The organism is Haloferax litoreum, from assembly GCF_009674605.1.
Lineage (GTDB): Archaea > Halobacteriota > Halobacteria > Halobacteriales > Haloferacaceae > Haloferax > Haloferax litoreum.
Window position 1 is genome coordinate 2,035,383 of sequence record NZ_WKJO01000001.1, and the last position, 23,417, is coordinate 2,058,799.

27 protein-coding genes and 1 tRNA gene are annotated in these 23,417 nt (G+C 62.5%); 11 read left to right on the forward strand and 17 right to left on the reverse strand.

Annotated features, from left to right (window positions below):
- Positions 1-35: 35 nt before the first annotated feature.
- Positions 36-494, forward strand: a complete 459-nt coding sequence (bcp, locus tag GJR96_RS10460; protein ID WP_151162884.1) for a thioredoxin-dependent thiol peroxidase — start codon at positions 36-38, stop codon at positions 492-494.
- A 303-nt stretch (positions 495-797) separates the two neighbouring features.
- Here the strand turns inward: bcp and GJR96_RS10465 are convergent, their stop codons facing one another.
- The 3 genes from GJR96_RS10465 to GJR96_RS10475 form a co-directional block, all read right to left on the reverse strand.
- On the reverse strand, positions 798-3,062 hold the full coding sequence (locus GJR96_RS10465) for a CDC48 family AAA ATPase (protein WP_151162885.1): 2,265 nt from the start codon (positions 3,060-3,062) through the stop codon (positions 798-800).
- A complete protein-coding gene (locus tag GJR96_RS10470; RefSeq protein WP_191965846.1) occupies positions 3,063-3,314 on the reverse strand; it encodes an Hsp20/alpha crystallin family protein in 252 nt (83 codons plus the stop codon).
- Between the two features lie 197 nt (positions 3,315-3,511).
- Complete coding sequence (locus GJR96_RS10475) at positions 3,512-3,925, reverse strand: hypothetical protein (protein WP_151162886.1); 414 nt, start codon at positions 3,923-3,925, stop codon at positions 3,512-3,514.
- A 160-nt stretch (positions 3,926-4,085) separates the two neighbouring features.
- On the opposite strand from GJR96_RS10475, the gene GJR96_RS10480 reads away from it, so the two are divergent.
- Positions 4,086-4,874, forward strand: a complete 789-nt coding sequence (locus GJR96_RS10480) for an alpha/beta fold hydrolase (protein WP_151162887.1) — start codon at positions 4,086-4,088, stop codon at positions 4,872-4,874.
- A gap of 21 nt (positions 4,875-4,895) precedes the next feature.
- On the opposite strand, the gene panB is transcribed toward GJR96_RS10480, so the two are convergent.
- Positions 4,896-5,705 (reverse strand): 3-methyl-2-oxobutanoate hydroxymethyltransferase, encoded by an 810-nt coding sequence (gene panB, locus GJR96_RS10485; RefSeq protein WP_151162888.1) that lies wholly within the window; start codon positions 5,703-5,705, stop codon positions 4,896-4,898.
- Between the two features lie 141 nt (positions 5,706-5,846).
- Here panB and GJR96_RS10490 point away from each other — a divergent pair, with 141 nt between their 5' ends.
- The 3 genes from GJR96_RS10490 to GJR96_RS10500 are packed head-to-tail and all read left to right on the forward strand — an operon-like array spanning position 5,847 to position 7,577.
- Positions 5,847-6,362: a type IV pilin gene (locus GJR96_RS10490; protein WP_151162889.1), complete on the forward strand. Its 516-nt coding sequence runs from the start codon at positions 5,847-5,849 to the stop codon at positions 6,360-6,362.
- 43 nt (positions 6,363-6,405) lie between these two features.
- Positions 6,406-6,675, forward strand: a complete 270-nt coding sequence (locus GJR96_RS10495; protein ID WP_082682160.1) for a DUF5822 domain-containing protein — start codon at positions 6,406-6,408, stop codon at positions 6,673-6,675.
- A 53-nt stretch (positions 6,676-6,728) separates the two neighbouring features.
- Positions 6,729-7,577, forward strand: coding sequence for a translation initiation factor eIF-2B (locus tag GJR96_RS10500; RefSeq protein WP_151162890.1), 849 nt, complete (start codon positions 6,729-6,731; stop codon positions 7,575-7,577).
- A gap of 9 nt (positions 7,578-7,586) precedes the next feature.
- Here the strand turns inward: GJR96_RS10500 and GJR96_RS10505 are convergent, their stop codons facing one another.
- From GJR96_RS10505 to GJR96_RS10515, 3 genes are all read right to left on the reverse strand, one after another.
- Positions 7,587-8,705 (reverse strand): Gfo/Idh/MocA family protein, encoded by a 1,119-nt coding sequence (locus GJR96_RS10505; RefSeq protein ID WP_151162891.1) that lies wholly within the window; start codon positions 8,703-8,705, stop codon positions 7,587-7,589.
- A 6-nt stretch (positions 8,706-8,711) separates the two neighbouring features.
- Positions 8,712-9,680 (reverse strand): sugar phosphate isomerase/epimerase family protein, encoded by a 969-nt coding sequence (locus tag GJR96_RS10510; RefSeq protein ID WP_151162892.1) that lies wholly within the window; start codon positions 9,678-9,680, stop codon positions 8,712-8,714.
- Positions 9,681-9,799: 119 nt separating this feature from the next.
- Entirely contained in the window at positions 9,800-10,276 is a 477-nt protein-coding gene (locus tag GJR96_RS10515) for a GNAT family N-acetyltransferase (protein WP_151162893.1), read from the reverse strand.
- Positions 10,277-10,433: 157 nt separating this feature from the next.
- Between GJR96_RS10515 and GJR96_RS10520 the strand changes: the two genes are divergently transcribed.
- The 3 genes from GJR96_RS10520 (at position 10,434) to GJR96_RS10530 (ending at position 13,589) form a co-directional block, all read left to right on the forward strand.
- Positions 10,434-10,844 (forward strand): archease, encoded by a 411-nt coding sequence (locus tag GJR96_RS10520; RefSeq protein WP_151162894.1) that lies wholly within the window; start codon positions 10,434-10,436, stop codon positions 10,842-10,844.
- 91 nt (positions 10,845-10,935) lie between these two features.
- Complete coding sequence (locus GJR96_RS10525) at positions 10,936-12,042, forward strand: DoxX family protein (RefSeq protein ID WP_151162895.1); 1,107 nt, start codon at positions 10,936-10,938, stop codon at positions 12,040-12,042.
- A gap of 86 nt (positions 12,043-12,128) precedes the next feature.
- The gene (locus GJR96_RS10530; protein WP_151162896.1) at positions 12,129-13,589 is read left to right on the forward strand and encodes an RtcB family protein; all 1,461 of its coding nucleotides are present in this window, start codon (positions 12,129-12,131) and stop codon (positions 13,587-13,589) included.
- A 21-nt stretch (positions 13,590-13,610) separates the two neighbouring features.
- Here the strand turns inward: GJR96_RS10530 and GJR96_RS10535 are convergent, their stop codons facing one another.
- The 3 genes from GJR96_RS10535 to GJR96_RS10545 all read right to left on the reverse strand — a co-directional run bounded on the left by GJR96_RS10535 (position 13,611) and on the right by GJR96_RS10545 (position 15,191).
- Positions 13,611-13,958, reverse strand: coding sequence for a hypothetical protein (locus tag GJR96_RS10535; protein WP_151162897.1), 348 nt, complete (start codon positions 13,956-13,958; stop codon positions 13,611-13,613).
- A gap of 87 nt (positions 13,959-14,045) precedes the next feature.
- On the reverse strand, positions 14,046-14,450 hold the full coding sequence (locus GJR96_RS10540; protein WP_151162898.1) for a hypothetical protein: 405 nt from the start codon (positions 14,448-14,450) through the stop codon (positions 14,046-14,048).
- 186 nt (positions 14,451-14,636) lie between these two features.
- Positions 14,637-15,191, reverse strand: a complete 555-nt coding sequence (locus GJR96_RS10545; protein WP_151162899.1) for an HAD family hydrolase — start codon at positions 15,189-15,191, stop codon at positions 14,637-14,639.
- A 74-nt stretch (positions 15,192-15,265) separates the two neighbouring features.
- Here GJR96_RS10545 and GJR96_RS10550 point away from each other — a divergent pair, with 74 nt between their 5' ends.
- Positions 15,266-15,673 (forward strand): hypothetical protein, encoded by a 408-nt coding sequence (locus tag GJR96_RS10550; RefSeq protein ID WP_151162900.1) that lies wholly within the window; start codon positions 15,266-15,268, stop codon positions 15,671-15,673.
- A gap of 15 nt (positions 15,674-15,688) precedes the next feature.
- On the opposite strand, the gene GJR96_RS10555 is transcribed toward GJR96_RS10550, so the two are convergent.
- On the reverse strand, positions 15,689-16,834 hold the full coding sequence (locus tag GJR96_RS10555) for an acyl-CoA dehydrogenase family protein (RefSeq protein ID WP_151162901.1): 1,146 nt from the start codon (positions 16,832-16,834) through the stop codon (positions 15,689-15,691).
- A 121-nt stretch (positions 16,835-16,955) separates the two neighbouring features.
- Between GJR96_RS10555 and GJR96_RS10560 the strand changes: the two genes are divergently transcribed.
- Positions 16,956-17,861: an alpha/beta hydrolase gene (locus GJR96_RS10560; RefSeq protein WP_151162902.1), complete on the forward strand. Its 906-nt coding sequence runs from the start codon at positions 16,956-16,958 to the stop codon at positions 17,859-17,861.
- Positions 17,862-17,923: 62 nt separating this feature from the next.
- Here the strand turns inward: GJR96_RS10560 and GJR96_RS10565 are convergent, their stop codons facing one another.
- The 3 genes from GJR96_RS10565 to GJR96_RS10575 all read right to left on the reverse strand — a co-directional run bounded on the left by GJR96_RS10565 (position 17,924) and on the right by GJR96_RS10575 (position 19,973).
- Entirely contained in the window at positions 17,924-19,111 is a 1,188-nt protein-coding gene (locus GJR96_RS10565) for an alanyl-tRNA editing protein (RefSeq protein WP_151162903.1), read from the reverse strand.
- 35 nt (positions 19,112-19,146) lie between these two features.
- Complete coding sequence (locus GJR96_RS10570) at positions 19,147-19,668, reverse strand: multiprotein-bridging factor 1 family protein (RefSeq protein WP_151162904.1); 522 nt, start codon at positions 19,666-19,668, stop codon at positions 19,147-19,149.
- A 220-nt stretch (positions 19,669-19,888) separates the two neighbouring features.
- Positions 19,889-19,973: transfer RNA gene (locus GJR96_RS10575), tRNA-Leu, on the reverse strand.
- Positions 19,974-20,115: 142 nt separating this feature from the next.
- On the opposite strand from GJR96_RS10575, the gene GJR96_RS10580 reads away from it, so the two are divergent.
- Positions 20,116-20,676 (forward strand): DUF420 domain-containing protein, encoded by a 561-nt coding sequence (locus GJR96_RS10580; RefSeq protein ID WP_151162905.1) that lies wholly within the window; start codon positions 20,116-20,118, stop codon positions 20,674-20,676.
- A gap of 377 nt (positions 20,677-21,053) precedes the next feature.
- On the opposite strand, the gene purF is transcribed toward GJR96_RS10580, so the two are convergent.
- The 3 genes from purF to GJR96_RS10595 all read right to left on the reverse strand — a co-directional run bounded on the left by purF (position 21,054) and on the right by GJR96_RS10595 (position 23,272).
- A complete protein-coding gene (gene purF, locus GJR96_RS10585) occupies positions 21,054-22,532 on the reverse strand; it encodes an amidophosphoribosyltransferase (protein WP_151162906.1) in 1,479 nt (492 codons plus the stop codon).
- Positions 22,533-22,868: 336 nt separating this feature from the next.
- Positions 22,869-23,045 carry a 50S ribosomal protein L37e gene (locus GJR96_RS10590; protein ID WP_082682159.1) on the reverse strand — a complete coding sequence of 59 codons (177 nt, stop codon included), beginning with the start codon at positions 23,043-23,045 and terminating at the stop codon, positions 22,869-22,871.
- Positions 23,042-23,272 carry an LSM domain-containing protein gene (locus tag GJR96_RS10595; RefSeq protein WP_004042938.1) on the reverse strand — a complete coding sequence of 77 codons (231 nt, stop codon included), beginning with the start codon at positions 23,270-23,272 and terminating at the stop codon, positions 23,042-23,044. The genes GJR96_RS10590 and GJR96_RS10595 overlap by 4 nt, the downstream gene beginning before the upstream one ends.
- Positions 23,273-23,417 lie beyond the last annotated feature (145 nt).

Here is a 23,417-nt window from a genome sequence, read left to right on the forward strand (position 1 = left end):
AAACATCCTTCATCCCACCACCCGAACCGGTGGATATGCTCGCACCCGGCGACGATGCCCCCGACTTCGAACTCACCGACCAGCACGGCGACTCTGTCTCGCTGTCCGACTTCCGTGGCGAACACGTCGTCGTCTACTTCTACCCCCGAGCGGACACGCCGGGGTGTACGACGGAGGCCTGTTCGTTCCGCGACGCGTGGGACGACTTCACGGAACGTGACATCACCGTCCTCGGAATCAGCGACGACCCGGTCTCGGACCTCGATTCGTTCGCCGAAAAGTACGACCTTCCGTTCTCGCTCCTCTCCGACGAAGACGGTGCTGTCTCGACCACGTACGACTCCTACGGCGAGAAGAACATGTTCGGCAACACCTTCGACGGCGTGTTCCGCAACACGTACGTCGTCGCCCCCGACGGCACCATAGAACACGTCTACGAAGGTGTCTCTCCCGCAGGGCACGCCGAGGAGATTCTCGCCGATATCGACGACTGACGGCCGAGTACGGCGTTTTCGACGGTGTTCCACCCGATGCAGAAGTGACAACTACGCACCGAGTACAATCTTTACAAACGGGGAGGGACACACCGCATTTCCGGTGAAACAAACGCGAAGCTCGTTGAAAATTTACTATCCCTAGCAGTGGGTACCACTACATAGTAGACAGGAGTAATAAGAACATATCGGTCCGCCGGAATCACAGCAGACAAAGAGTGTCAGTCGAGGACGAACGTCGATGGATAAACACCAGTCGCAGTCGGTGGGCGAACACCACCGACCGCCGTCGGAAGACGGACCTTACTGGAAGGTCCGGCCGACTTCGGTCTCGCGGTCGCGTTCGACTTCGCTCTTCTGGAAGCGTTCTTCTATCTCCTCGTAGCGGCGGCGAACGTCGTCGGTGACGCTCGCACGAACCTCGTCGAGGGCGTTCTCGAAGTGTTCCATCGTCACGCGGACGTTGCCGATGCTCTCGTCGATTTCGTCTCTCTTCACGCTCTGGATGAGTTCGCGGGAGGCGTTCATCGACGCCTCACGGGCGAGTGCTTCGAGGTCGGCACCGACGTAGCCCTCGGTCTTCGATGCGATTTTGTCGAGGTCGACGTCGTCTGCCAGCGGTTTGCTCCGGGTGTGGACGTCGAGGATGGCGCGGCGGGCGTCCTCGTCCGGCACGGGGACGTGGACGTGGCGGTCCAACCGACCCGGGCGCAAGAGCGCCGAATCGATGAGGTCCGGCCGGTTCGTCGTCGCGATGACGACTACGTCTTCGAGTGATTCGAGACCGTCGAGTTCCGTCAGGAGTTGCGAGACGACGCGTTCGGTGACCCCCGAACTCGACGAGTCGCGGCCACGTTCGGTCGCGATGGAGTCGATTTCGTCGAAGAACACCACCGTCGGGGCGTTCTCGCGGGCCTTCTTGAACACTTCGCGGACGCCCTTTTCGGACTCCCCGACGAACTTGTTCAGGAGTTCGGGACCCTTGATGGAGATGAAGTTCGACTCTGCCTCGTTGGCGACAGCCTTCGCGAGGAGCGTCTTCCCGGTCCCCGGCGGGCCGTACATCAAGACGCCCTTGGCGGCGTCCATGTCCATCTGCTGGAAGACCTCGGGGTATTCGAGTGGCCACTGGATGGTCTCGCGGAGGCGCTCTTTGGTGCCTTCGAGGCCACCGACGTCGGTCCAGTTGACGTCGGGGACTTCGACGAACACTTCGCGGAGTGCCGACGGTTCGATGCTCTTTCTGGCCTGCTTGAAGTCGTCCTCGGTGACGCGCAGGTTTTCGAGGACTTCGGCGTCTATCTCCTCGGCCTCTAAGTCGAGTTGCGGGCGGATGCGGCGCAGTGCGTGCATCGCCGACTCCTTGGCGAGCGATTCGAGGTCGGCACCGACGAACCCGTGGGTGCTGTCGGCGTACGCGTCGAGGTCGATGCCGTCCGACAGCGGCATGTTCCGCGTGTGGACCTGGAGAATCTCCTTGCGGCCGTCGCGGTCCGGGACGCCAATCTCGATCTCGCGGTCGAACCGGCCACCACGGCGCAGTGCGGTGTCGATGGCGTCGACGCGGTTGGTCGCGCCGATGACGACGACCTCGCCGCGTTCGTCCAGCCCGTCCATGAGGGACAGGAGCTGGGCGACGACGCGGCGTTCTACGTCACCGCCGGCCTCGCTCCGCTTGGGCGCGATGGAGTCGATTTCGTCGATGAAGACGATGGCGGGCGAATTCTCGGTCGCCTCTTCGAAGATTTCGCGGAGTTGCTCTTCGGACTCACCGTAGTACTTCGACATAATCTCCGGGCCGGAGATGGTGTGGAACGAGGCGTCGATTTCGTTGGCGACGGCCTTCGCGATGAGGGTCTTCCCGGTCCCCGGCGGCCCGTGCAGGAGCACGCCTTTCGGCGGCTCGATGCCGAGGCGCTTGAACAGTTCCGGGTGACGCATCGGGAGTTCGATCATCTCCCGAACCTGCTCGAGTTCCTTGTCGAGGCCACCGATGTCTTCGTAGGTCACAGACGGCCCGTCGCCACCGCTCGGCGCGGTTTCTTTGATTTGCTCGGCGGGTTTCTGGCTGACCTGGAACTCGGTGTTATCGGTGACGACGACGGTCCCAGCGGGGTCGGTGGAGGCGATTTTGATGGGGACCGACTGGCTGGAGGCGCTCATGAACCCGAAGCCCAGTGGTAACTGGACGTTCTGGCCCGTCGTGACCGGTTGCCCCGAGAGTTTGTCGCGGATGTAGGTCCCGATGTTGCCACCGATACGGAGGTTCTGGGGGAGCGCGATGGTGACGCGGTTGGCTGGTTTCACGTCCGCTTTTTCGACCTGTACGCGGTCGTCGATACCGACGCCGGCCTGCTGGCGGAGTCGCCCGTCGATGCGAATGATACCCGTCCCCTGGTCTTCGGGGTACCCAGGCCAGACACGCGCGATGGCGGTGCCACCGTCGGGGCCTTCGATACGGATGAAGTCGCCGCCTTCGAGTTCGAGTTCCGCGGCGGCGGCACGGTCGATTGCGGCGAGTCCACGGCCAGCGTCCTTCTGTTTGAGTGGTTTGACAGTGAGTTTCATTTATTTCTGGATGGTGATGGTGAGCACGCCGTTTCGAACGTCCACATCGACGTCGCCGCTAGCGGGGAGTTCGAACTCCGTCTCGGTCACGTGGTCGCCGGTGTCGGCGACGACGATGGCCGTCGAACCGACGATATCGACGTCTATCTCGTCTTCCGAGAGGCCGATATCAGCTGCGATGACCCAGCTGTCTTCGTATTCGTACCGGCGAATGAACCGCTCGTTTCCGCCGGCGAATTGCTGCATGCTCATGATAAGTCTAACCCAAGGTTAGCGTTTTGAATATATAAATCTTTCTGCGCAAAATCGGGTGACGACGTGGAAATACCCGTTTTTCGGTTGTATTGCGGTTCACACTCGTCGCACCTCGGTATGTGATTCGCGGCGGAGTAACGTCAAACTAGTGGCCTCGGAACTCGGCGCTGGAACCCATTTCGACGAGTGGCGTCTCAGGCGAGTGCGGATGTGATACGGGAACCGCCATAGATGCCAGTGAGGGTGGTGACGCGACTTGCGAGATAGACAAACGCGTAGATGACAGCCGTCACTGGGTGGTAGAAAAAGAGTGCGGCGTACGTCCCAACCGTCAGCGACATCACCGAGGCTCTAACCGCTGGTTTGCTGCTTAGTCGATTGAAATACACGAAATACTGGAACAGAAACGGAACGACCGCCCCAAGGACGACTCCGGGAACGAGACCGAGTAGTAGCGCAGCGATGATCGAATCCGGTCGTGCATCGAGTGTTGCGAGTGTCATTATCTGCAGCGACTTGGCCAACACGAATACCAACCCAAACTCGACAGCTACCACCCCTACCAGTGCAAGTCCGAGAACGAATGTCCTCGTCTGTGTGTAATCCACCGAATTACGAGAGACAATTCGTCCCCAATTTCGGAGAGGCACCATAGCCACGAGAACATATCAACAGACTACTAAATTTTCGGTTAGAGAGGACGAGCGTATCCTCAGGACCGCGGCCTACGGAGTCGGCTTTATCGCGCCGTGGTGTGCAAGAGACACTATGGACGTTTTGACGACTGCGCACCACGGACGGACGACGACGTATCGGTTCCGTGAGGCGCGCGGCGAGCCTGATGCACCAACCATCTTGTTCGTACACGGCAGCGGCGGGTCTCATTCCGTCTGGCGTGGCCAATTCCGACTCGCGAGTGACTACTCGGTCGCCGCGCTCGACCTGAGTGGCCACGGAGATAGCGACGACGTGGACGCCGACACCGGCTACGAAACACTCTCAGCGTACGTGGACGACGTTATCGCTGTCGCCAAAGCGACGGACGCGAGCGTCCTCGTCGGCAACTCACTCGGTGGGGCAGTGGCCATGACGCTCGCGCTGGAACGCGACTACGACCTCGACGCACTCGTCCTCGCGGGAACCGGCGCGAAACTCGCCGTCCTCGACGACTTACTGAACTGGTTGGACGACGACTTCGACAGGGCCGTCTCGTTCCTCCACGAGGAAGACAAACTGTTCCACACGGACGACGAACGACTCGTCGAGGGGTCGAAAGAAGCCATGTACGACGCCGGACGGGCCGTCACTCGGCGCGACTTCCGCTCGTGTCACACCTTCGATGTGCGTGACCAACTCGGCGAGATTTCGGTCCCAACGCTCGCGCTCGTCGGCGAGTACGACCGCTTGACGCCGCCGTCGTATCACGAGTTCCTCAGCGAAGAGATACCGAACGGCGAGATGGCGACTATCGAAGACGCGGCACACCTCGCCATGTTAGAACAACCGGAAGCGTTCAACGCGGCGGTTACGTCGTTTCTCGACCGGCGCGTCGAATAACATCGAGACGCGGTCTCTCGCTCAGTACAACTCGTCTAACTCGTCTTCGACGTGACTGTGTTCGTCGGCCGGGAACTCGCGCGCTTCGACGGCGTCGCGGTACGCGTCCACTGCCTTCTCCATCTCGGCTTTCACGTCGCCGAACTGGGCCGCGAAGGGCGGCACGCGGTCACTCATGCCCACGACGTCGTCGATGACGAGGACCTGCCCGTCGCAGTCCGGGCCGGCACCGATGCCAATCGTCGGGATGTCGATGGCTTCTGTGACTTGCGTTGCGACGTTGGCCGGAACGTGTTCGAGGACGAGTGAGAACGCGCCTGCGTCCGCGTGGGCCTTCGCCAGTTCGAGGATTTCGCGGGCACTCTCTTTGCTGGTCCCCTGTCTGCTGTAGCCGACTTCCTTGACGCGTTGCGGCGTGAGGCCAAGGTGGGCCATCACGGGGATGCCGAGTTGGACGAGACGCTCCGTCAACTCCACAGTGTGGGGGCCGCTCTCCAACTTGACCGCGTCTGCGTCCGCCTCTTTGAGCATCTGACCGCAGTTCTCGATGCTCGACGCTTCGTCTACGCCGAACGAGAGGAACGGCATGTCGGCGACGACGAGTGCGTCGTCAGTCGCCCGTGCAACCGCGGCGGTCCGACTCTTCATCTCCTCGACTGTCACCGGGAGCGTCGACTCGTGTCCGAGCGACGTGTTCCCCATGCTGTCGCCGACGAGGATGATGTCGATTCCCGCGGCGTCGACGATGCCCGCCGTCGGCGCGTCGTACGCCGTGAGCATCGTAATCGGCTCTGTTCCAGCCTTCGCCCGAAGGGCCCGTACCGTGACCATGCAGGCCGTTCGCACGTCTGGTTTATCAGCGTCACTCTTGCGCGCTGCGAGCGGCGGGACACCCCAGCACGCAGACAGTGTCCAATCGATAACGTCGTGGAATACTGTTATATTCTCGCCGTCTGATGCCTCAGACGACGGATGGTCCCAGAACGCCCCTCCATTACCCTCCCACGCTTCGGTCGCAGAGGCATCTCACCAGTCGTCGGTGTCTCACTCATGCTCGTCATCGTCGTCCTCCTCGCGACGATGGTCGGCGTCATGGTGATGGGGTTCGAGGATTCGCTCGTCGAACCACAACCCCAACTCTCGTTCGACGTGGCGTACCACCCCGCTGGAGAGGGCAACGGCGCGAACGGGGCGTACATCAACCTCACCCACGAGTTCGGGAGCATCGAAGACGGAAATCAGGTGTTCGTCATCGACGGGAGCGGCAATCGCATCGCGTGGGAAGACATCTGGACCGGCGGACCAGTCGTCGGCCCGGCAGGTGAGTACGCCCACATCGACGGTGCCGGGTCGGACGATGTGCTGGACCCCATCTGTGAGGCCGGCCAAACGTACCGCGTCGTCGTCGAACACGACGACGGGTCGTCGAGTACGCTCACTACCTACGAGATACCCACAGACCCGTCGTCGACGAGTTCTGACTGCTGACGGGAACCGGCACGCATTAGCCCCCGCCGTCGTAGCTTTACTCGTGCAACCAGTCGAGCGAACGAATCCGGAAGGTGTCGACTACGGGTGGGTCATGCAGATGACCTTCGTCACGACGATTCTCGTCGGGTCGCCAATCGTGGCACTCCTCTCGTTGAACACCACGCTCCCGACGTGGGGCGCACGTGCGGCGTTCGCCATTCGAATCGGTGCAGTCATCTGGTTCGTGACCGCCATCGCTCTGTTCGTCTACGCGAAGCGGACCAACGCCGGCGACGGCGGGTCGTCGCCCGAGGCGGACGCCGAGAACTGACACGTCTGCCCCCGTCCCGGAAACTCTTTCACACGATACGCAGAGGTTCTCGTATGATAGACGAGACCATCGAGGAGATTCGTGAGATGCAGACACACAGCTCCTCGGTCGTCGCCGTCAAGGCCACGCAGTCGCTCGCGGAGTTGACCGAACGCGACTACGCGACCGTCGAGGAGTTCGAGCGTGACCTCGAACGAAACGTCGGCGCACTCAAGCGCGCGAACCCGTCGCACGCCTCTCTCTACAACGCGCTTCAAGACGTCCTCCGGAGCGTGCAAGGTGAGACAGATACGTTCGAAGACGCACGCGAACTCACTCTCGACACCATCGACCGCGTGGTCGAGAGCGTCGAGATGGGCAAGAGTCGCGCCGCCGAAAACGCGGCGACGACTATCAATGACGGCCAGACGTTCCTCACACACGACTACTCGTCGACTGTGATGGAAGCGGTCGAACTCGCCGTCGACGAGGGTGCAGAACTGACTGCCTACGTCACGGAGGCCCGTCCGCGCTTCCTCGGCCGGAAGTTCGCTCGTGAACTCGCCGCCATCGACGGCGTCGAACCGCACCTGATGGTCGACGGCGCGTCCGGCATGTTCCTCGCCGAGTGCGACCGAGTCATTATCGGGATGGACTGCATCGTCGAAGAGACCTTGTACAACCGCATCGGGACCTTCCCACTCGTCGCGACGGCCAACAAGATGGACGTTCCCGTTACCGTCGTTGGGTCGAGTACGAAAGTCGTCGACGGCGGGTTCCGCTTCGAGAACGAGATTCGCTCGCCCAGCGAGGTCATGCTCGAACCCGTCGAAGGTATCGAGTTGGAGAACCCAGCCTACGACGCGACCCCTGTCGAACTCATCGACCAGGTCATCACCGACGAAGGCCTCGTCGAGTTCTGATTCCCTCCCCTATTCGAGACTGACCCACTCACCGGATTCGTCCGACCGCTCGATTGCATCGAGCACCTGCTGGACTTCGTAGGCGTCTTCGAACGACGGGTGGAACTCGCCGCCTTCCGCCGCCGCAGACAGGAACTCGAAGTTCTCGTGGACGAAGGTGTGTTCCCACCCGATGACGTGGCCCGGCGGCCACCAGTGGTCCACGTACGGGTCGGTTTCGTCGGTGACGAGTACCGTCTCGTAGCCCCGGTTGTCGCCCGTCTTGACCTCCAACTCGTTGAGGCGTTCGAGGGAGAATTTCAGGCTCCCTTCGGACCCGTGAATCTCGATGGTGTGGTCGTTCTTGTGGCCGTTGGCGAAGCGGGAGGCTTCGAACGAGCCGACAGCACCGTTTTCGAACGCGGCCTGCGCGGTGTACGCGTCGTCCACCGTGACCGGTTTGTACTCGTCCGTACCGGGGACGGGTCGTTCGTCGACGAACGTCTGGAGGTGGCCAGAGACGCGTTCGATGTCACCGGCGACGTTCCCGACGAGGAATCGCGCGAGGTCAACCGTGTGCGCGCCGAGGTCACCGAGTGCGCCGGACCCGGCGAGGTCCTTGTCCATCCGCCACGCCCACGGCGCTTCGGGGTCGACCAACCAGTCTTGGAGGTAGCGCCCGCGAACGTGGTGAATCTCACCGAGTTCGCCGTCTTCGATGAGGCCCTTCGCGTGCTGGATGGCCGGGACGAAGCGGTAGTTGAACGCACATCCGGCGACGCCGTCGGCGTCGCGGGCGGCGTCGCGCATCTCCTCGGCTTCGTCCAGCGTCGGGGCGAGCGGTTTCTCGCAGAAGACGTGTGCGCCCGCTTCGAGTGCGGCGATAGAGGGTTCGGCGTGGAGGTGGTTCGGGCCGAGGTTGTAGAACACGTCCACGTCGTCGACGACGTCGCGCCAGTCCGTTGCCGTGGACTCGAAGCCGAATCGGTCGGCAGCGTCGGCGAGGGCCTCTTCGTCGCGGCCGACGATGACCGAGCGCTCTACCTCGGGTGCCTCCGGGAAGAACATCGGGAGGCGTGCGAGGGCGTTGGAGTGTGCTTTCCCCATGAAGCGGTAACCGAGGACACCGACGGAAAGTTTGTCACTCATGGTGAATCACTCCGCCCAGTAAGCGTCGCCCGGTTGCGTCTCGAAGACGGCGCGCGAGAGCACGTCGACGGCCTTTTCGAGTCCTTCGTTCGAGGAGGTGAGCGCATCTTCGTGTTCGATGGAGAGCGCACCTTCGTAGCCGACCATCCGGAGCGTCGAGACCACGTCCTTCCAGTGTTCCTCGCCGTGGCCGTAGCCGATGGAGCGGAAGAGCCACGAACGGTCCGCGGTGTCGGCGTACGAGGTGGTGTCGAGGACGCCCTTCACACGGGCGTGGTGGTCGTATACCTTCGTGTCCTTCGCGTGGAAGTGGTGGATGGCGTCGTGCTCGCCGAGGAAGCGAATGGCCTCAGTGATATCGATATCCTGCCAGTAGAGGTGCGAGGGGTCGAAGTTCGCGCCGATGCGCTCGTTGGTTTCCTCGCGGAGTTTCAGCATGCCAGTCGGTTCGTAGACGAGCATGTTGGGGTGCATCTCGATGGCCATATCGACGCCGTGGTCGTCGGCGAACTCGGCGAGGTCCGACCAGTAGTCGATGGCGACGTCCCACTGGTACTCGTGGGCGTCGGCGTGCTCAGTCGGCCACGGCGCAGTAATCCAGTTCGGCACCTCGTCGTTCGGGCCGCCGGCAGGCAGGCCGGAGAAACAGGTGACGGTGTTCACGCCGAGTGCGTCGGCAAGTTCGATGGCCTCTCGGAGTTCCGCGTCCGCGTCGGCCGCCGTCTCCTCGTCGGGGTGGAGCGGGTTGTTGTGGGTCGCCAGCGCGCTGATTTGCATGTCGCGTTCCTCGACGGCGGCGAGCAGGTCGGCCTGCGCGTCGTCGTCGCCGAGGACGGCCGTTCGGTCCACGTGGTCTTCGCCCGGCCACCCGCCGACGCCGAGTTCGACGCCCGTGACGCCGATTCCCGACAAATAGTCGAGGGCGTCTTCGAGTGATTCGTTCCCCAGTGGGACAGTGAGCACTCCGATGTACATACGCGGCCCTACTACTACGAAGCGAATAAAAATTAAGGATACGAGCAAGGTCGGAGCGCTGGCGCAGAGTGCGACGCTCCACGAGTGAGGAGGGGGTCAGCAGTCGGTGTGCGGGTGGGTTACCGCCGCAAGAACTCGGAGAGTCGTTCCCGGAGACTCGCTTCTTCCCCGAGGCGGAGATAGTACGACGCGCCGCCGTCTTCGTAGTAGTTCTCGATGCGTCGCTGGACTTCGAAGCCCATCGCCTCGTAGAAGTCGAGGGCGTTCCGGTTCGTCGTTCGAGCGTGGCAGGTCACGACCGGATGCTCTTTGGCGACTTCGGCGACGAGACGTTTTCCGTAGCCCTTGCCGCGGGCCTCGGGAGAGACTGCGAGAAAGAGGATGTAGCCGTCGCGTCGTGTCGACGCGAAGGCGACGAGTGCGTCGTTTTCGAAGAGGAGATAGGTCGTCGACCGGCGGTAGGCGTCCATGAAGAACCCACGGCGTTGCTTCAGGAGGCCCTCGTTGACCCGGATTTCTTCTTTGAGGGCCCACGCCGTTTCGGCGTACTCCGTCTCGCCGGGGCCGTCGATTCGCATCTCCACGTTGACGCTCACGTCCCGAGGTAACCGGAGCGAGAATATAACTCCACCGTCCGTCAGGACAGGTCTCAATCACGAGAGAACTCCGCGAAGTATCGCCGCCCGCGACGACCGACGAGAGTCACGACTGTCGACCGAAAGGACGAGGACACACGCCACCTCTCTAGTGGATATGGGATTCACACTCCGCGAACACACCGCCGACGTGGCCGTCGAGGCCGACGGCCCGAGTCTGGGGGCCGTCTTCGCCGCCGTCGCCGACGGCCTCGCGGCGGCGATGTGCGACGACATCCCCGAGACTGGCGAGCGATTTTCGCTCTCTGTCCGCGCCGAGAGTCGCGAGGCGGCACTGTTCGACTATCTCGACCAACTCATCTACGAACGGGACGTTCGAGGCGTGCTACCGGTTGCGCACGAGGCGACGGTCACACAGGACGGCGACGAGTGGGTCGTCGACGCATCGGCCCGCGGTGTTCCCTTCGCGGACGTAGAGGCCCGTGACGTGAAGGCAGTCACCTATTCAGAGATGCGACTCGCACCGACCAACGACGGGTGGGAATCGTACGTGGTATTCGACGTGTAATTCGCGTATTCTATCGTTTCATACCTTCTATCGGCCGTCTTCGACCGAATTTATCCCGCGACGTTATGCCGTCTCGACCGTAGTATCGTGCATGTCCTCCACCGTTCGACGCGGGGCCGCGCTGAGTGGACTCGTCACCCTCCTCACCCTCGCCACGGGGACGGCAAGCGCGCACGTCAAGTACGTGACACCGGGGAGTGACCCCGTCGAAGTCGCCGCGTTCCTCGCCGACGCGTTGACGGACCCGTTTAACCTCGCCGTCCTCTCCGTGGGCGCATTCGGCACCATCGCTACTGGGCTGGCGTATCTCAGACTCCGGCCGTTTCCGGACGACGTTCGAGTCTTCCGCCGCACACTCCGGTCGTACGAGGACCGCCTGCCGTGGCTTCTCCGCCTCGCAGTCGGACTTCCGTTGGTCGGTGCAGGATTTTCGGGGTACTTCTTCTCGCCCGTCGTCCAACCTGCTGCCCCTGTCTTCGTCCGCCTGTTCGGCATCACCATCGGGTTCCTCCTCCTGTTCGGGTTCGGGACGCGACTCGTCGCCGCCGTGGGTCTCGTCTCGTACCTCGTCGCGCTCGCCGTCGAGCCTGCACTCCTCCTCGCGTTCGAGTACGTCCCCGGATTCCTCGCGATTGCACTCGTCGGTGGCGGACGGCCCAGTGCAGACCACGTCGTCGCGTCCATGGCGGCAGACGACCGGACCGTGTACTCACGTCTCGACCCGTTCTATCGCCGCGTCGCGCTCCCGTTCGTGGAACGGACCCGTCACCTCGAATCGTACGTTCCCGTGATTCTCCGCGTCGGCCTCGGACTCACCTTCGTCTACCTCGGTGTCGCACAGAAACTGATGGAACCCGGTGACGCACTCGCCGTCGTCGCCAAGTACGACCTCACGGCCGTCGTGCCTGTCGCACCCGAACTGTGGGTCGTCGGTGCGGGGTTGACCGAACTGCTCGTCGGTGTCCTCCTCATCGTCGGGGCGTTCACGCGCGCGGCGTCCGGTGTCGCGTTCTTGCTCTTCACGACGACGCTGTTCGGCCTCCCTGACGACCCTGTCCTCGCGCACATCTCGTTGTTCGGACTCGTCTCGGCGCTCCTCGTGACCGGTGGCGGGCCGTATTCGGTGGATGCGGCGCTCCACGACAGTTCGACTACTGCCGACACCAGCGCGCCGCCGCGGACGACACAGAGCGACTGACCGATTGGAGCACGGCATTCGGTGTGAGACGACTGACACAGGCGCGTGACGGAATCCTATTCAATCGCCGTCTCGATTGTTCGACCATGACCACACGCGAGTTCGGCGATATCGAACTGCGACGAGTTCGCGAGCACGTCTGGGAGATTCCGCAGGAGGGCGACATGAACGCCCCCGCACGGATTCTAGCCTCCGAGGCACTGCTCGAACAGATTGGACAGGATAAGACGCTCGAACAGTTGCGAAACGCCACGCACCTGCCGGGTATCACGAAACACGCCATCTGCATGCCAGACGGTCACCAAGGCTACGGGTTCCCCGTCGGCGGCGTCGGCGCGACAGACACCACTGACGGATGCATCTCACCCGGTGCTGTCGGATACGACATCAACTGCGGGGTTCGAATGATGACGACGAACCTCACCTACGAAGACCTTCAGGGGAAGGAAGCGGAACTCGTTGACGCCCTCTTCGAGGCCATCCCGTCCGGCCTCGGCGGCGGCGGTGTCGTCAACGGTGACGCCGAGACCATCGACGACATCCTCGCTCGCGGGATGCAGTGGGCACTCGACGAAGGCTACGCCACCGAAGACGACCTGGCCCACTGCGAAGACGAAGGGTTCCGCGACGACGCACATCCAGAGTACGTCTCGCAGAAAGCGAAAGACCGTGGTCGAAACCAAATCGGCAGTCTCGGGTCCGGTAACCACTTCCTCGAAGTCCAGCGTGTCACCGATATCTACCGCGACGACGTCGCCGAGTCGTTCGGTCTCGAAGCAGACCAAATCGTCGTCCTCATCCACTGCGGGTCCCGCGGACTGGGTCATCAGACCTGTACGGACTATCTGCGACGAATCGAGAAGGAGCACAACGACCTGCTCGAAGAACTCCCCGACAAGGAACTCGCCGCCGCGCCCGCCGGGTCAGAACTGGCCGAGGAGTACTACGGCGCGATGTGCGCCGCCATCAACTTCGCGTGGGTGAACCGGCAACTAATCATGCACCGCACGCGCGAGGTGTTCGCCGACGTGTTCGACCGCGAGTGGCACGACATGGAGATGCGCCTGCTCTACGACGTCGCGCACAACATCGCGAAGAAGGAAGTACACACCATCGACGGCGAGGAGCGAGAACTCTACGTCCACCGAAAAGGTGCGACCCGAGCGTTCCCCGCCGGGCGACCCGAACTCCCGCCGGCGTACGCCGACGTGGGGCAACCGGTCATCATCCCCGGCAGCATGGGCGCTGGAAGCTACGTCCTCCGAGGCGGCGACGAGTCACTCGGCCTCACGTTCGGGTCTACCGCCCACGGTGCGGGTCGATTGATGAGTCGAACGAAGGCGAAACAGGAGTACTGGGGCGAGACGGTCCAAGAAGAACTCCGCGAGCAAGAGAAGATATTCGTGAAGGCGCAGTCGGGTGCGACGGTGGCAGAAGAGGCACCGGGCGTCTACAAGGACGTGGACGAAGTCGTCCGTGTCTCTGACGAGTTGGGCATCGGCGACAAAGTCGCGCGGACGTTCCCGGTCTGTAACATCAAGGGTTGAACCGGCCGAGAAGCGGATTTTTTAGGCTGTGGTCGCGGTCACAGTCCGACGCTTGTAGAAGTAGTACGCGAGGGCAGCGAGGCCGACGAAGACGGCGGTGACGCCGTCGCCAACTGCACTACCGGACAGGAGTGCCGAGACGACGCTCCCGAGGCCGAGGGCGAGGACGAGCAGTCCTCCACCGAGAATCCACGCCCGCGAGTCCGAATTCACCTCGGCGTACTGACCGCTCTCGATGAGCGCCATCTCTTTTCTGTGTTCGAGGTAGGCAATCACCACACCGAAGGTGAGGATAGCGACGCCGAGGAGGGCGAACGGGAGGAAGAAGAACACGTCACCGAGGCTGAATCCAGATTGTATTGGTATCATACCTTCATATCGTCACGCAGGGTATTGAATCGAGAGTGACAGGTGGTAGCGCCCGGTGTGAGACAGAGACGGAGTCGGATGGCCTACTCAGTAGCCGCCGGGTCCGCGCGGCCCAGCGTTCGGCCCTCGCGGAGTCGACGGTCCCTGTCCCCCGATAACGACGTAGTCGCTCTCGGGGACTGCTTCGACTTCTCGCCCGTCTTCATACTTGACGAACGAGAGGTAGAAGTCGCGTCCGCACGGCGACGCCAGACCGGGATTTTCTACGTCGGCGGCGTCACTCACGTCGTCAGTCCATGCCACCGCCGAGGCGTCGCTCTCGCCGCAGACGAAGTGGACACCGTCTGCGTCTTCGAAGTCTCCTGACGGGTCGGCGTAGTCCCACCCTTCTAACGGGTACGGCGTCACCGACTTATCGGCGAGGTAGCCGTCCCGTTCGAGTTCGACGACGGAACCGCAGTGCGGGCAGTAGTACGAGACCGGAAATCCCATGAGAGAAACGTAGGACTCGGCGGGCTTAACGGACACGGCGAGGCGATAGCGTCCCGACTGAGGTTTATCTGCCATGACGCGGCCAGACCCCGTGTGCGTTGACACCCACCGTGAGGCGTGACGCGGTTGTGCGGCACGTCGCCTCGCGGACGCCGAGTGCCGCCTGTTCGCTATTCGTCTTCCAATTCAGACGCCCGACGGTCCGTCGCCGACGTACCGGAACGCGACGCCCGCGCGTTCGGCAGTCACTTCGTCGCGGGCGGAGTCGCCGACGAACACCGCCGAGTCGGGGTCGGCGTCCATCCGGTCGAGCGTCGTGAGCAACGGTTCCGGGTCCGGTTTCCGCGTCTCGACGGTGTCGCGTCCGACGACAGCGTCGACGTAATCAGCTAGGTCGTGTACGTCGAGTGCGACGCGGCAGGCGTCCTCGGCGTTGAGCGAGCAAACACCGGAGGGAACGCCGTCGTCCGGGAGATAGTCGGCAAGCGGGAGCACGTCAGAAACCCACGCCCCCTGTCGTTCGTGCGAGGCGAGTTCCAGTTCGAGTTCGTCGCGGACGCCCGCCTCGTCGGCCACGTCGAGCATGTCCCAGAGGTCCATCGAGTCGGCGTCGACGCCGGCGTCTCGGAGGACGGCGGCCACGTCGGTTGCCGCGTCGTCCCAGTCGACGCGGAGGTTCACGAGCGTGCCATCTAAATCGTAGACGACGGCGTCGAAGTCAGCGAGGTCGGGGAGACTCATTAGTCGATGTAGGGTGTTCGAGCGAAAAGACGCTTCGGGAGAAGACCTATACTGGAGAGTAACAACTCGAATCCATGTTCTCCTCGCTGCGTGACCGCCTCCTTCCGCTGTTTCCTTCGTTCGTCGTCGTAGCCGGTGTTCTCATGCCGTGGGTGCAAGTCGACCCGAACCACGAGGGACCGGTCATCGCCATCTACTACCCCGGAATGGGGAGTGGCCTCGAACTTCCGCATGGAGTCGCGCTCCTCGTCGCTGTCGGTGGCCTCTCTGTCCTCTCACTCGCTGGTCGCCGGTTGCGACGCGCTGAACTCGTCGTCGGCGTCGGCGGGGCTGTCGCAGTCGGGTGGTTCATTCTGTCGTGGCAGGGAGCGTTCGTCCCCGCGCCCGGCGCGTGGGTGACACTCGTTGGGTGTCTGTTACTCGCCGCTGTCGGAGCGGGTCGTATCACCGTCGCACGCCGGAAGACGAAAACTGTCGCCTGAAATCGGAAACGAGAGTTAGTCGAGCAGCGACCGGGCGATGACTTCCTTCTGAATCTCGCTCGTGCCCTCGTAGATGGTCGTAATCTTCGCGTCGCGGTAGTAACGTTCCACGTCGAAGTCGGTCGTGTAGCCGTAGCCACCGTGAACCTGTACGGCTTCGTTAGTCACGTCGACTGCTGCTTCGCTGGCGTAGTACTTCGCCATCGATGCGGCGGTCCGCGGGTCTTCGCCGGCGTCGGCGACGCGGGCCGCTTCGCGGACCATCGTGCGCGACGCGTGGACCTTCGTCCCCATGTCCGCAATCTTGTGACGAATCGACTGAATCTTCGAGATGGGGTTGTCGAACTGCTCACGCTCGTTCGCGTAGGAGATGGCGTCGTCGAGCGCCGACTGGGCGAGTCCGGTCGCCTGCGCGGCGATGCCGATGCGACCACCAGTCAGGATGTGGAACGCCGCGGAGAGGCCGCGCCCTTCCTCAGTGAGGCGGTTCTCGGCAGGGATACGCACGTCGTCGAAGGTGAGGCCGGTCGTATCAGACGCGCGGAGGCCGAGTTTCTCTTCTTTCTTGCCGACTTCGTAGCCGGCGTCTTCGGGAACGAGGAACTGCGTCACCGAGTTCGGGTCGTCGGGGTCCGTCTTGGCGAAGAGGATGCACACGCCGCCACGCTGGCCGTTCGTAATCCACTGCTTCTGGCCGTTGATGACGTACTCGTCGCCCTCACGGCGAGCGACGGTGGACATCTCGGCCGGGTTCGACCCCGCTTCGGGTTCGGAGAGGGCGAACATCCCGACTGGGCGACCTTGCGCCATCTTGGGAAGCCACTCTTCTTTCTGCTCCTCGGATGCGAACTCCGAGATGCACTCAGTGGCGAGACAGTGAACCGAGAGGGCGGTGGCGACGGCGAGTTGGCCGTAGGCGACTTCCTCGTTGACGACAGCGTAGGTGGTTCGGTCGGCACCGAATCCGCCGTACTCCTCGGGGACGGTCAGTCCCGTCAAGTCGAGTTCGGCGAGGCCGTCCCAGACGTCCTCGGGGAACGTCTCCGTCTCGTCTGCCTCGCGTGCAGTTGGCCGAATCTCTTCGACTGCGAACTCGTGGACCACGTCCTGAATGGCCCGTTGCTCGCCAGTCAGACCCGTAGCAGACCCTACTGATTCCATGGTGTCCACTACGGATCGTCATTGAAAAAGATGATTGAACCATCCCGCGACTCTGTTCACTTCGGTGATGCGTGGGCAGTCCGACACCCACCGATTAGTAGACTCGTTGTGAAGTCACAGTATGGAGACGACGACCCGAGAGGACCACACGTTCGACAGTCAGGGCGTCGCCTGCGCCGGGTGGCTTTACCGACCAACCGATGTCGAGAACCCACCGGTCGTGGTCATGGCACATGGGTTCGGTGGCGAACGAACGTGGCGTTTACCCGCCTTCGCCGAGCGGTTTTCTGAACGGGGACTCGCAGTATTCGTCTTCGATTACCGAACCTTCGGTGCGAGTGGGGGGACCCCGAGAAACCTGGTCGACCCGTTCAACCACCGCGCAGACTGGCTCGAGGCTATCGACTACGTGCGGTCGCTCTCAACGGTGGACGCCGGCCGGGTTGCGCTCTGGGGTACGTCGTTCAGCGGTGGCCACGTCATCGACGCCGCGTCCCGCGCGGCCGGTATCCGTGCAGTCGTCGCGCAGGTGCCGTTCTCTGATGGGCCACGGACGGGACTCAACTTGGTTCGACGCGGGGGACTGGACTACCTCAAAAAGAGCGTCGTCGCAGGACTCCGCGACGCGTGGCGAGCGATTCATGGCCGAAAACCATACTACATCCCGCTCGTCGGGTCACCCGACGAGTTCGCGCTTCTCAACACGCCCGACGCTGTCCACGGGGTCGAAGCGCTGATACCCGACGACGAGGAGTGGGACAACCGCTGTGCTGCGCGGGTCTCGTTCACTGTGCTGACTTATCGACCACTCGCTCGTGCGCGCAACGTCAACGCCCCGGTGTTTATCGCACAGGCGACGAACGACGCGATAATCCCCGCATCGACGGTCGACCGACTGGTCGACGAACTCGACGACGTCGAACGGGTCCGATACCCGTTGGGACACTTCGATGCGTACGTCGGGGACGCCTTCGAGGAAGTCGTCGACCGAGAGGGTCGCTTCCTCGAACGACACCTCACGGACTGAGTGAGTCGAACGGAGAACGGCGAAACGAGCAACCGTTAGACGGGACCACCGAGCCTCGGCGTTCAGTCTCTGAGGAACGCCAACACCTCGTCAGCGGACGCGCCGATGCCGCCACCCTGTGCGAACGTCGGACTGCCACCGCCGCCACCGCCAAACTCGTCGGTCACCTCGGAGACGACGTCACCCGCGGCGACGTCTCCTGCGCTGGCGACGACGAGGAACGGCGCGTTCGACTCGCCGACGGCGACCATCACGTCGGCGTCGTCGCGTGCTTCTTTCACCGCCTCACCGACCTCGTTGGCCTCGAATCCCGAAATCGACCCAATCTTCCACGTCAGTCCGCCGCGTTCGACAGTCTGGAACTCGGCGAGGCGCGCACCGAGTACTTCCGACTTCAGGTCGGCGAGTTCGGATTCGAGGTCACTTCGGGCCTCGACGGCGCTGGACGCCGTCGGTCCGAGGTCATCGAGACTCGTCCCGAGTGCACTCGCCGCGTCGTACGCTGCTGTCTGCAACTCGGCGCGGTGGTCGATGGCCGAGGGGCCGACTGCGAACTCGACGCGAGTGAGTCCCTCACCGGGGTTCGAGCGACCGAGGACTTCGACCGGGCCGATTTCGATGGTGTTCGAGACGTGCGTCCCGCCGCACGCGCCCCAGTCCCAGCCTTCGATACTGACGATGCGAACCTCGTCGGCGTCGGCGAAGACACCCTCTTCGGTCTTGACGTTGAACGCGATTTCCTCGCGTTCGCGTGCCTCTTCGACCGGAATCTCTTCCCACGACACGTCACGGGCGTCCCAGACTGCTCGGTTGACGAGGCGTTCTAACTCGACGAGTGCCGTGTCGTCGACGTCAGTCGTCGTCTCGAAGTCGACGCGGACTTTCTCGTCGGAGATGCCGAACCCACCGTAGCCGAGTTCGTCGAAGATGTGGCGTGCGGCCCCGTAGAGCACGTGGCTCGCAGTGTGCGCCCGCATACAGTAGGTCCGGAAGTCGTCGTCGACGACGCCGGTCACCTCGTCGCCAACCGAGAAGGTCGGTTCGGTGGCGAGTTCGTGGACGACGACTCCGTCCGCTGCTCGGACGTGGACGACTTCGGTGTCGCCGAGCACACCACGGTCGGACGGTTGCCCACCGCCTTCGGCGTAGAAGTACGTCTCGTCGAGGACGACAGACTGGCCGTCGACGTCGGTGACTGTCGCCTCGAACGCCCGAACCGTCGGGTTGTCGGATGCGAGAGAGGATGACATGTGGGCGTCGAGACGCCCGAGGGAGAAAAATCGTGCTACTCGTCTACGAGGGTCACGTCGAGTCGCTCTTCGAGTGCGCGGATGACCGACCCGCCGACGTTCGCGCGCGTCGCCCGGCCCTGTTCGATGGCGAGCAGTTGTTTCTCTTCGAGTTCGAGTTCGTCTGCGAGTTCGTCCAGTTGCAGACCTTCGTCCTGTCGGGCAGATTCGACGATATCGCCGTATCCAGACACGAGGTACGGGAGACGGTCTTTCTCGTAGTTCGTCCCCTTCTCTTCCCAGTGCTTCGCGCTCCCCTTGGCGCTGTCGTACATCTTCGCCGTTCGCTGGGCGGCGCGTTTGCGGCGACTACGCTCAGAGTCGTCTCGTGTGGACTGCGACTGCTCGTTCTTCCGGTCGGTGTGGCGGTTCTCGCCGTGAGGGGCGCAGTCGGGACAGACCAGCAGGTTCGCACCGGCAACGTTCGCCCGGCGGAGTTTCGTGGTCGTCCGCCCGCAGAGTTCGCAACTGTCGCCACCGGAGTCACCGCCGCCCCGGTTGGTCGAATACTTAGCCATGTGGCGTGTTACTCGTTCGACCCTTTTAAACTCGCGGCACGGTGCGGGGATTCGGGTACCGATTGGACGGAGCAGAGTGAGAAATCGAGGACGGGACAGCGCCGTCGCTTGCAGTGTGAAGAGGTGGAAAACCCACGAAGGGAACTCTCTCGTGGGTGGTAGTTTCGGAAGGATTGTGCGTGGGTGATGTCCGTGTAGGGACGTCACCTGCATCTTGCGATGCGTGGGACCGGATTTGAACCGGCGGACCTCTACAGGACAGCGCCCTCAACGCTGCGCCGTTGGCCTGGCTTGGCTACCCACGCTCGCTGTGTCTTGCTGCACTCTTCGTTACCCCGCGGTAATTTAAATGACTTTCCTTTCGCCTCGACAATGTCGGGCGTTTGCAGGCGACGTAGCGGACCGATGGACAGAACGATTTTCCCGTCGCAGTCCCCCAATACGGCTATGGAGCTTCGAGCACGCGACCACGTCCGTGAACTCACGGCAATCCTCTCAGTACTCTCGCTCGCGCTGGTCTTCGGGGCGGTCCTCGGGGCGATTCCTCGGGCGGTCATCCCGCAGGCACCGGAGTCGTTCTTGAACGCGATTCCCCACGCGAACGCGGTCATCAGTACGGTCGCTATCGTGACTATCGTCACCGGCGTCCGATTCGTCCGCCGCGGAGAGGTGGAAAGACACCAGCGGATGATGCTCACTTCGTTCGTCCTCTTCGCCACGTTCCTCGTCCTCTACCTCTACAAAGTGGTCGTTCAGGGGACTGCCGAATTCCCCGGTCCCGACGCAGTCTACCAGTTCGTCTACCTGCCGACGCTGGCGATTCACATCCTCCTCGCCGTCGTCTGTGTCCCCATCGTCTACTACGTCCTGTTGTTGGCGTTGACCCGCCCGCTCTCGGAGGTTTTCAACACCCAACACGCCCGGTTCGGTCGCATCGCGGCGTCGCTGTGGCTCATCTCGTTCGTTCTCGGAAACGTCGTCTACGTCCTCCTCTACGTCGTGTACTGAGACGACAAGGGAGTTGCCTGTCCGAACCTGCGTGTCGAGAACGGTTCCCGATGCGAGAGTTGTTCGGACAGGTAGTCGGTACGTGGTGTGACCGGCAGGTCACAAAGACGGAGATGGGCGAGACGTCTCGCGTAGTTACACGTCGCCCCGTCGGTCGCATTGCACTCCGTCTGTACTCCGTTCCGTCACCCGGTTTCTGACGGGCCGAAGTACGTGTGACTGTACGAACGCGAAGGAAAAGAAACGACGCGTTGATTATGTTAGCACGCCTCCCGGTGAGAGTCACGGACGATGACAGACGACGGCAACCCACCGAAAACCAGTGTGTCAGCCACCAGTAAGGGTCTGGTGTCCGAGTCGGAAGAACTGCGCGTGTTTCAGTCGTCTGCCGGGGCGTCGGCACCGACGACAGGGCGACTGATGTCGCGGTCGGTCTCCTCGCCGTCGATGTCGTAGGGGTACTCACCGGTGACACACCCGAGACAGAGGTCGGCACGCGACTTCTCGAGGACTGCAGAGACAGCGTCGATAGAGAGATACGAGAGGCTATCGGCCTCGATGGTGTCACAGACCTCGTCGACAGACTTGTCCGAGGCGATGAGTTCCTCCCGCGTGGCCATGTTGATACCCATGTAACAGGGCGCGACAATCGGCGGCGCACCGATTCGCATGTGGACCTCTTCGGCACCGGCCTCACGGAGCAGTTGGACGAGTTGGTTCGAGGTCGTTCCGCGAACGATACTGTCGTCGATGAGGGTCACGGACTTCCCCTCGACGGTGCTCTTGATGGGGTTGAGTTTCAGGCGGACGGCGCGTTCGCGTTCGTCCTGTGTGGGCATGATGAACGTCCGGCCGACGTAGCGGTTCTTCATCAGGCCTTCGGCGAACTCGACGCTCGCGTCGTCTTCCTGTGCCGCCTCCGCGTATCCGGAGGCGAACGCCCGGCCAGAGTCGGGGACGGGCATGACCACGTCGGTGTCGACACCCGCTTCCTCCCAGAGTTTACGCCCGAGACCACGGCGCACCTCGTAGACGAGTGTGTCGTTCATCACCGAGTCGGGACGGGCGAAGTAGATGTGTTCGAAGAAGCAGTGGGCCGTGTTTTCGCGTTCGACGAGTTGATAGGAATCGAATCCGGACCCGTCGGGTTCAAGGACGACGAGTTCGCCCGGTCGAACGTCGCGGACGAGTTCGCCGTCGAGGGTGTCGATGGCGGCGGACTCGGACGCGAGGACGTAGCCGTCGTCGAGTTTACCGATGCAGAGTGGGCGATTCCCCTCTGGGTCGCGGACGCCCAGCACAGTCTCGTCGTGCATGATGGTCAGCGCGTACGACCCGTGGATTCGCTCCATGGTCCGTTTGACGGCGCGGACGAGGTCCTCTTCGAGGAGGTTGCGGGCGAGGTCGTGGGCGATGACCTCGGTGTCGCCCGTCGAGGTGAACGCGTGCCCGAAGTTCTCCAGTTCGTCGCGGAGTTCGTCGGCGTTCACGAGGTTGCCGTTGTGTGCGAGGCCGAGCGACCCCGACTTGAACGAGACGGCGAACGGTTGCGCACAGGATTTCGTCACGTCGCCGGCAGTCGGGTAACGGACGTGGCCGATGCCCGCTTGCCCGTTCAGACCGTCGAGGTCTGACGCGCTGAAAGCGTCTCCGACGAGGCCCATCTGGACGTGGCTGTGTTGTTGGAACCCGTCGTGGGTGACGATGCCTGCGGACTCTTGCCCTCGGTGCTGGAGGGCGTACAGCGAGTAGTACAGGGGTCGAGCAGCGTCTCGGTCGCCGAGTGCGACACCGACGACACCGCACTTCTCGGTTGGTCCGCTGATGTGGTGGGAGTCGTCCCGCCCATTTGCCATGGATGAAAATAGCGCGGGGAGGGGGTAAAAAACCCGTCCTTATGCAGTAACTGCGGGTTTCAACACCAGATATTATGCATAATCGTGTATTGTCTGGTGAGAGAACGAGTAGGCGCTGATGCTCCCGAGTCGGTGACGATAGCAGTCTATGCTGGGGCCAGTCAGCGATGGTCGATGAGAACGGCTCCCTACGGTGAACGATGCCTCTCTGAAAGTCTAGTGGTACCGAATGGCATGGATGAGACGACAAACCGGGAGTCAGGAACGCGGGTTGGTTGCTCGCCGGGTGACGGCGAGACAGAAGACAAAATGACGGTCAGAGACCGTCGAGAGTCGTTATTTGTCGCCGGCTTTCGACTGCCAGGCGTAGCTGCGACGCTTCTTCGACTTACCGAAGCCGCAAGACGAGCAGACCTTCTTCTTCACGTGGTAGGACTTCTCGCCACAGCGACGGCACTTCACGTGCGTCGTCTTGTTCTTCTTTCCTTGGCTGGGGGTTCCTGCACCCGTCATGCTTTGATGGTGACGACGTTATCGCCGCGTATAATGGTTGTGTCTTGGACTTGCTCGAGTTCGATATCCCCGGGCACGGTGTCTTCGTCCAGCGCTTCTTCGAGTACGACGTTCATGTGCTGGTCGTAACCAGCGAGGACGCCGAAGTATGCGTTTCCGTCCTTGAGTAGAACCGTCACCGGTTCGTCGAGTGACGCTTCGAGGACGTCGAGAGGTCGACCGCTCATGTTTCAATTCCTTCTCGTAATTATCTTAAAGGTGCCGAACCGCACGAATCGGAGAGTGTCACCGAGCGCTGGCTATCAGGCTGCTGCCTACCGAAATCGGTGTCGGGCGAGGTGAGATGGACGAATTCGTGTCAGTTCCCCGGCT

Excerpts from the sequence above, each read along its gene's own strand:
- bcp (WP_151162884.1), top strand. The coding sequence starts at position 36 with ATGCTCGCACCCGGCGACGATGCCCCCGACTTCGAACTCACCGACCAG.
- GJR96_RS10560 (WP_151162902.1), top strand. The coding sequence starts at position 16,956 with ATGGAGACGACGACCCGAGAGGACCACACGTTCGACAGTCAGGGCGTC.
- GJR96_RS10465 (WP_151162885.1), bottom strand. The coding sequence starts at position 3,062 with ATGAAACTCACTGTCAAACCACTCAAACAGAAGGACGCTGGCCGTGGA.
- GJR96_RS10520 (WP_151162894.1), top strand. The coding sequence starts at position 10,434 with ATGGGATTCACACTCCGCGAACACACCGCCGACGTGGCCGTCGAGGCC.
- GJR96_RS10570 (WP_151162904.1), bottom strand. The coding sequence starts at position 19,668 with ATGGCTAAGTATTCGACCAACCGGGGCGGCGGTGACTCCGGTGGCGAC.
- GJR96_RS10490 (WP_151162889.1), top strand. The coding sequence starts at position 5,847 with ATGGTCCCAGAACGCCCCTCCATTACCCTCCCACGCTTCGGTCGCAGA.
- GJR96_RS10535 (WP_151162897.1), bottom strand. The coding sequence starts at position 13,958 with ATGATACCAATACAATCTGGATTCAGCCTCGGTGACGTGTTCTTCTTC.
- GJR96_RS10540 (WP_151162898.1), bottom strand. The coding sequence starts at position 14,450 with ATGGGATTTCCGGTCTCGTACTACTGCCCGCACTGCGGTTCCGTCGTC.
- panB (WP_151162888.1), bottom strand. The coding sequence starts at position 5,705 with ATGGTCACGGTACGGGCCCTTCGGGCGAAGGCTGGAACAGAGCCGATT.
- GJR96_RS10470 (WP_191965846.1), bottom strand. The coding sequence starts at position 3,314 with ATGAGCATGCAGCAATTCGCCGGCGGAAACGAGCGGTTCATTCGCCGG.
- GJR96_RS10505 (WP_151162891.1), bottom strand. The coding sequence starts at position 8,705 with ATGAGTGACAAACTTTCCGTCGGTGTCCTCGGTTACCGCTTCATGGGG.
- GJR96_RS10510 (WP_151162892.1), bottom strand. The coding sequence starts at position 9,680 with ATGTACATCGGAGTGCTCACTGTCCCACTGGGGAACGAATCACTCGAA.
- GJR96_RS10500 (WP_151162890.1), top strand. The coding sequence starts at position 6,729 with ATGATAGACGAGACCATCGAGGAGATTCGTGAGATGCAGACACACAGC.
- GJR96_RS10555 (WP_151162901.1), bottom strand. The coding sequence starts at position 16,834 with ATGGAATCAGTAGGGTCTGCTACGGGTCTGACTGGCGAGCAACGGGCC.
- GJR96_RS10580 (WP_151162905.1), top strand. The coding sequence starts at position 20,116 with ATGGAGCTTCGAGCACGCGACCACGTCCGTGAACTCACGGCAATCCTC.
- purF (WP_151162906.1), bottom strand. The coding sequence starts at position 22,532 with ATGGCAAATGGGCGGGACGACTCCCACCACATCAGCGGACCAACCGAG.
- GJR96_RS10565 (WP_151162903.1), bottom strand. The coding sequence starts at position 19,111 with ATGTCATCCTCTCTCGCATCCGACAACCCGACGGTTCGGGCGTTCGAG.
- GJR96_RS10480 (WP_151162887.1), top strand. The coding sequence starts at position 4,086 with ATGGACGTTTTGACGACTGCGCACCACGGACGGACGACGACGTATCGG.
- GJR96_RS10550 (WP_151162900.1), top strand. The coding sequence starts at position 15,266 with ATGTTCTCCTCGCTGCGTGACCGCCTCCTTCCGCTGTTTCCTTCGTTC.
- GJR96_RS10530 (WP_151162896.1), top strand. The coding sequence starts at position 12,129 with ATGACCACACGCGAGTTCGGCGATATCGAACTGCGACGAGTTCGCGAG.
- GJR96_RS10590 (WP_082682159.1), bottom strand. The coding sequence starts at position 23,045 with ATGACGGGTGCAGGAACCCCCAGCCAAGGAAAGAAGAACAAGACGACG.
- GJR96_RS10525 (WP_151162895.1), top strand. The coding sequence starts at position 10,936 with ATGTCCTCCACCGTTCGACGCGGGGCCGCGCTGAGTGGACTCGTCACC.
- GJR96_RS10595 (WP_004042938.1), bottom strand. The coding sequence starts at position 23,272 with ATGAGCGGTCGACCTCTCGACGTCCTCGAAGCGTCACTCGACGAACCG.
- GJR96_RS10545 (WP_151162899.1), bottom strand. The coding sequence starts at position 15,191 with ATGAGTCTCCCCGACCTCGCTGACTTCGACGCCGTCGTCTACGATTTA.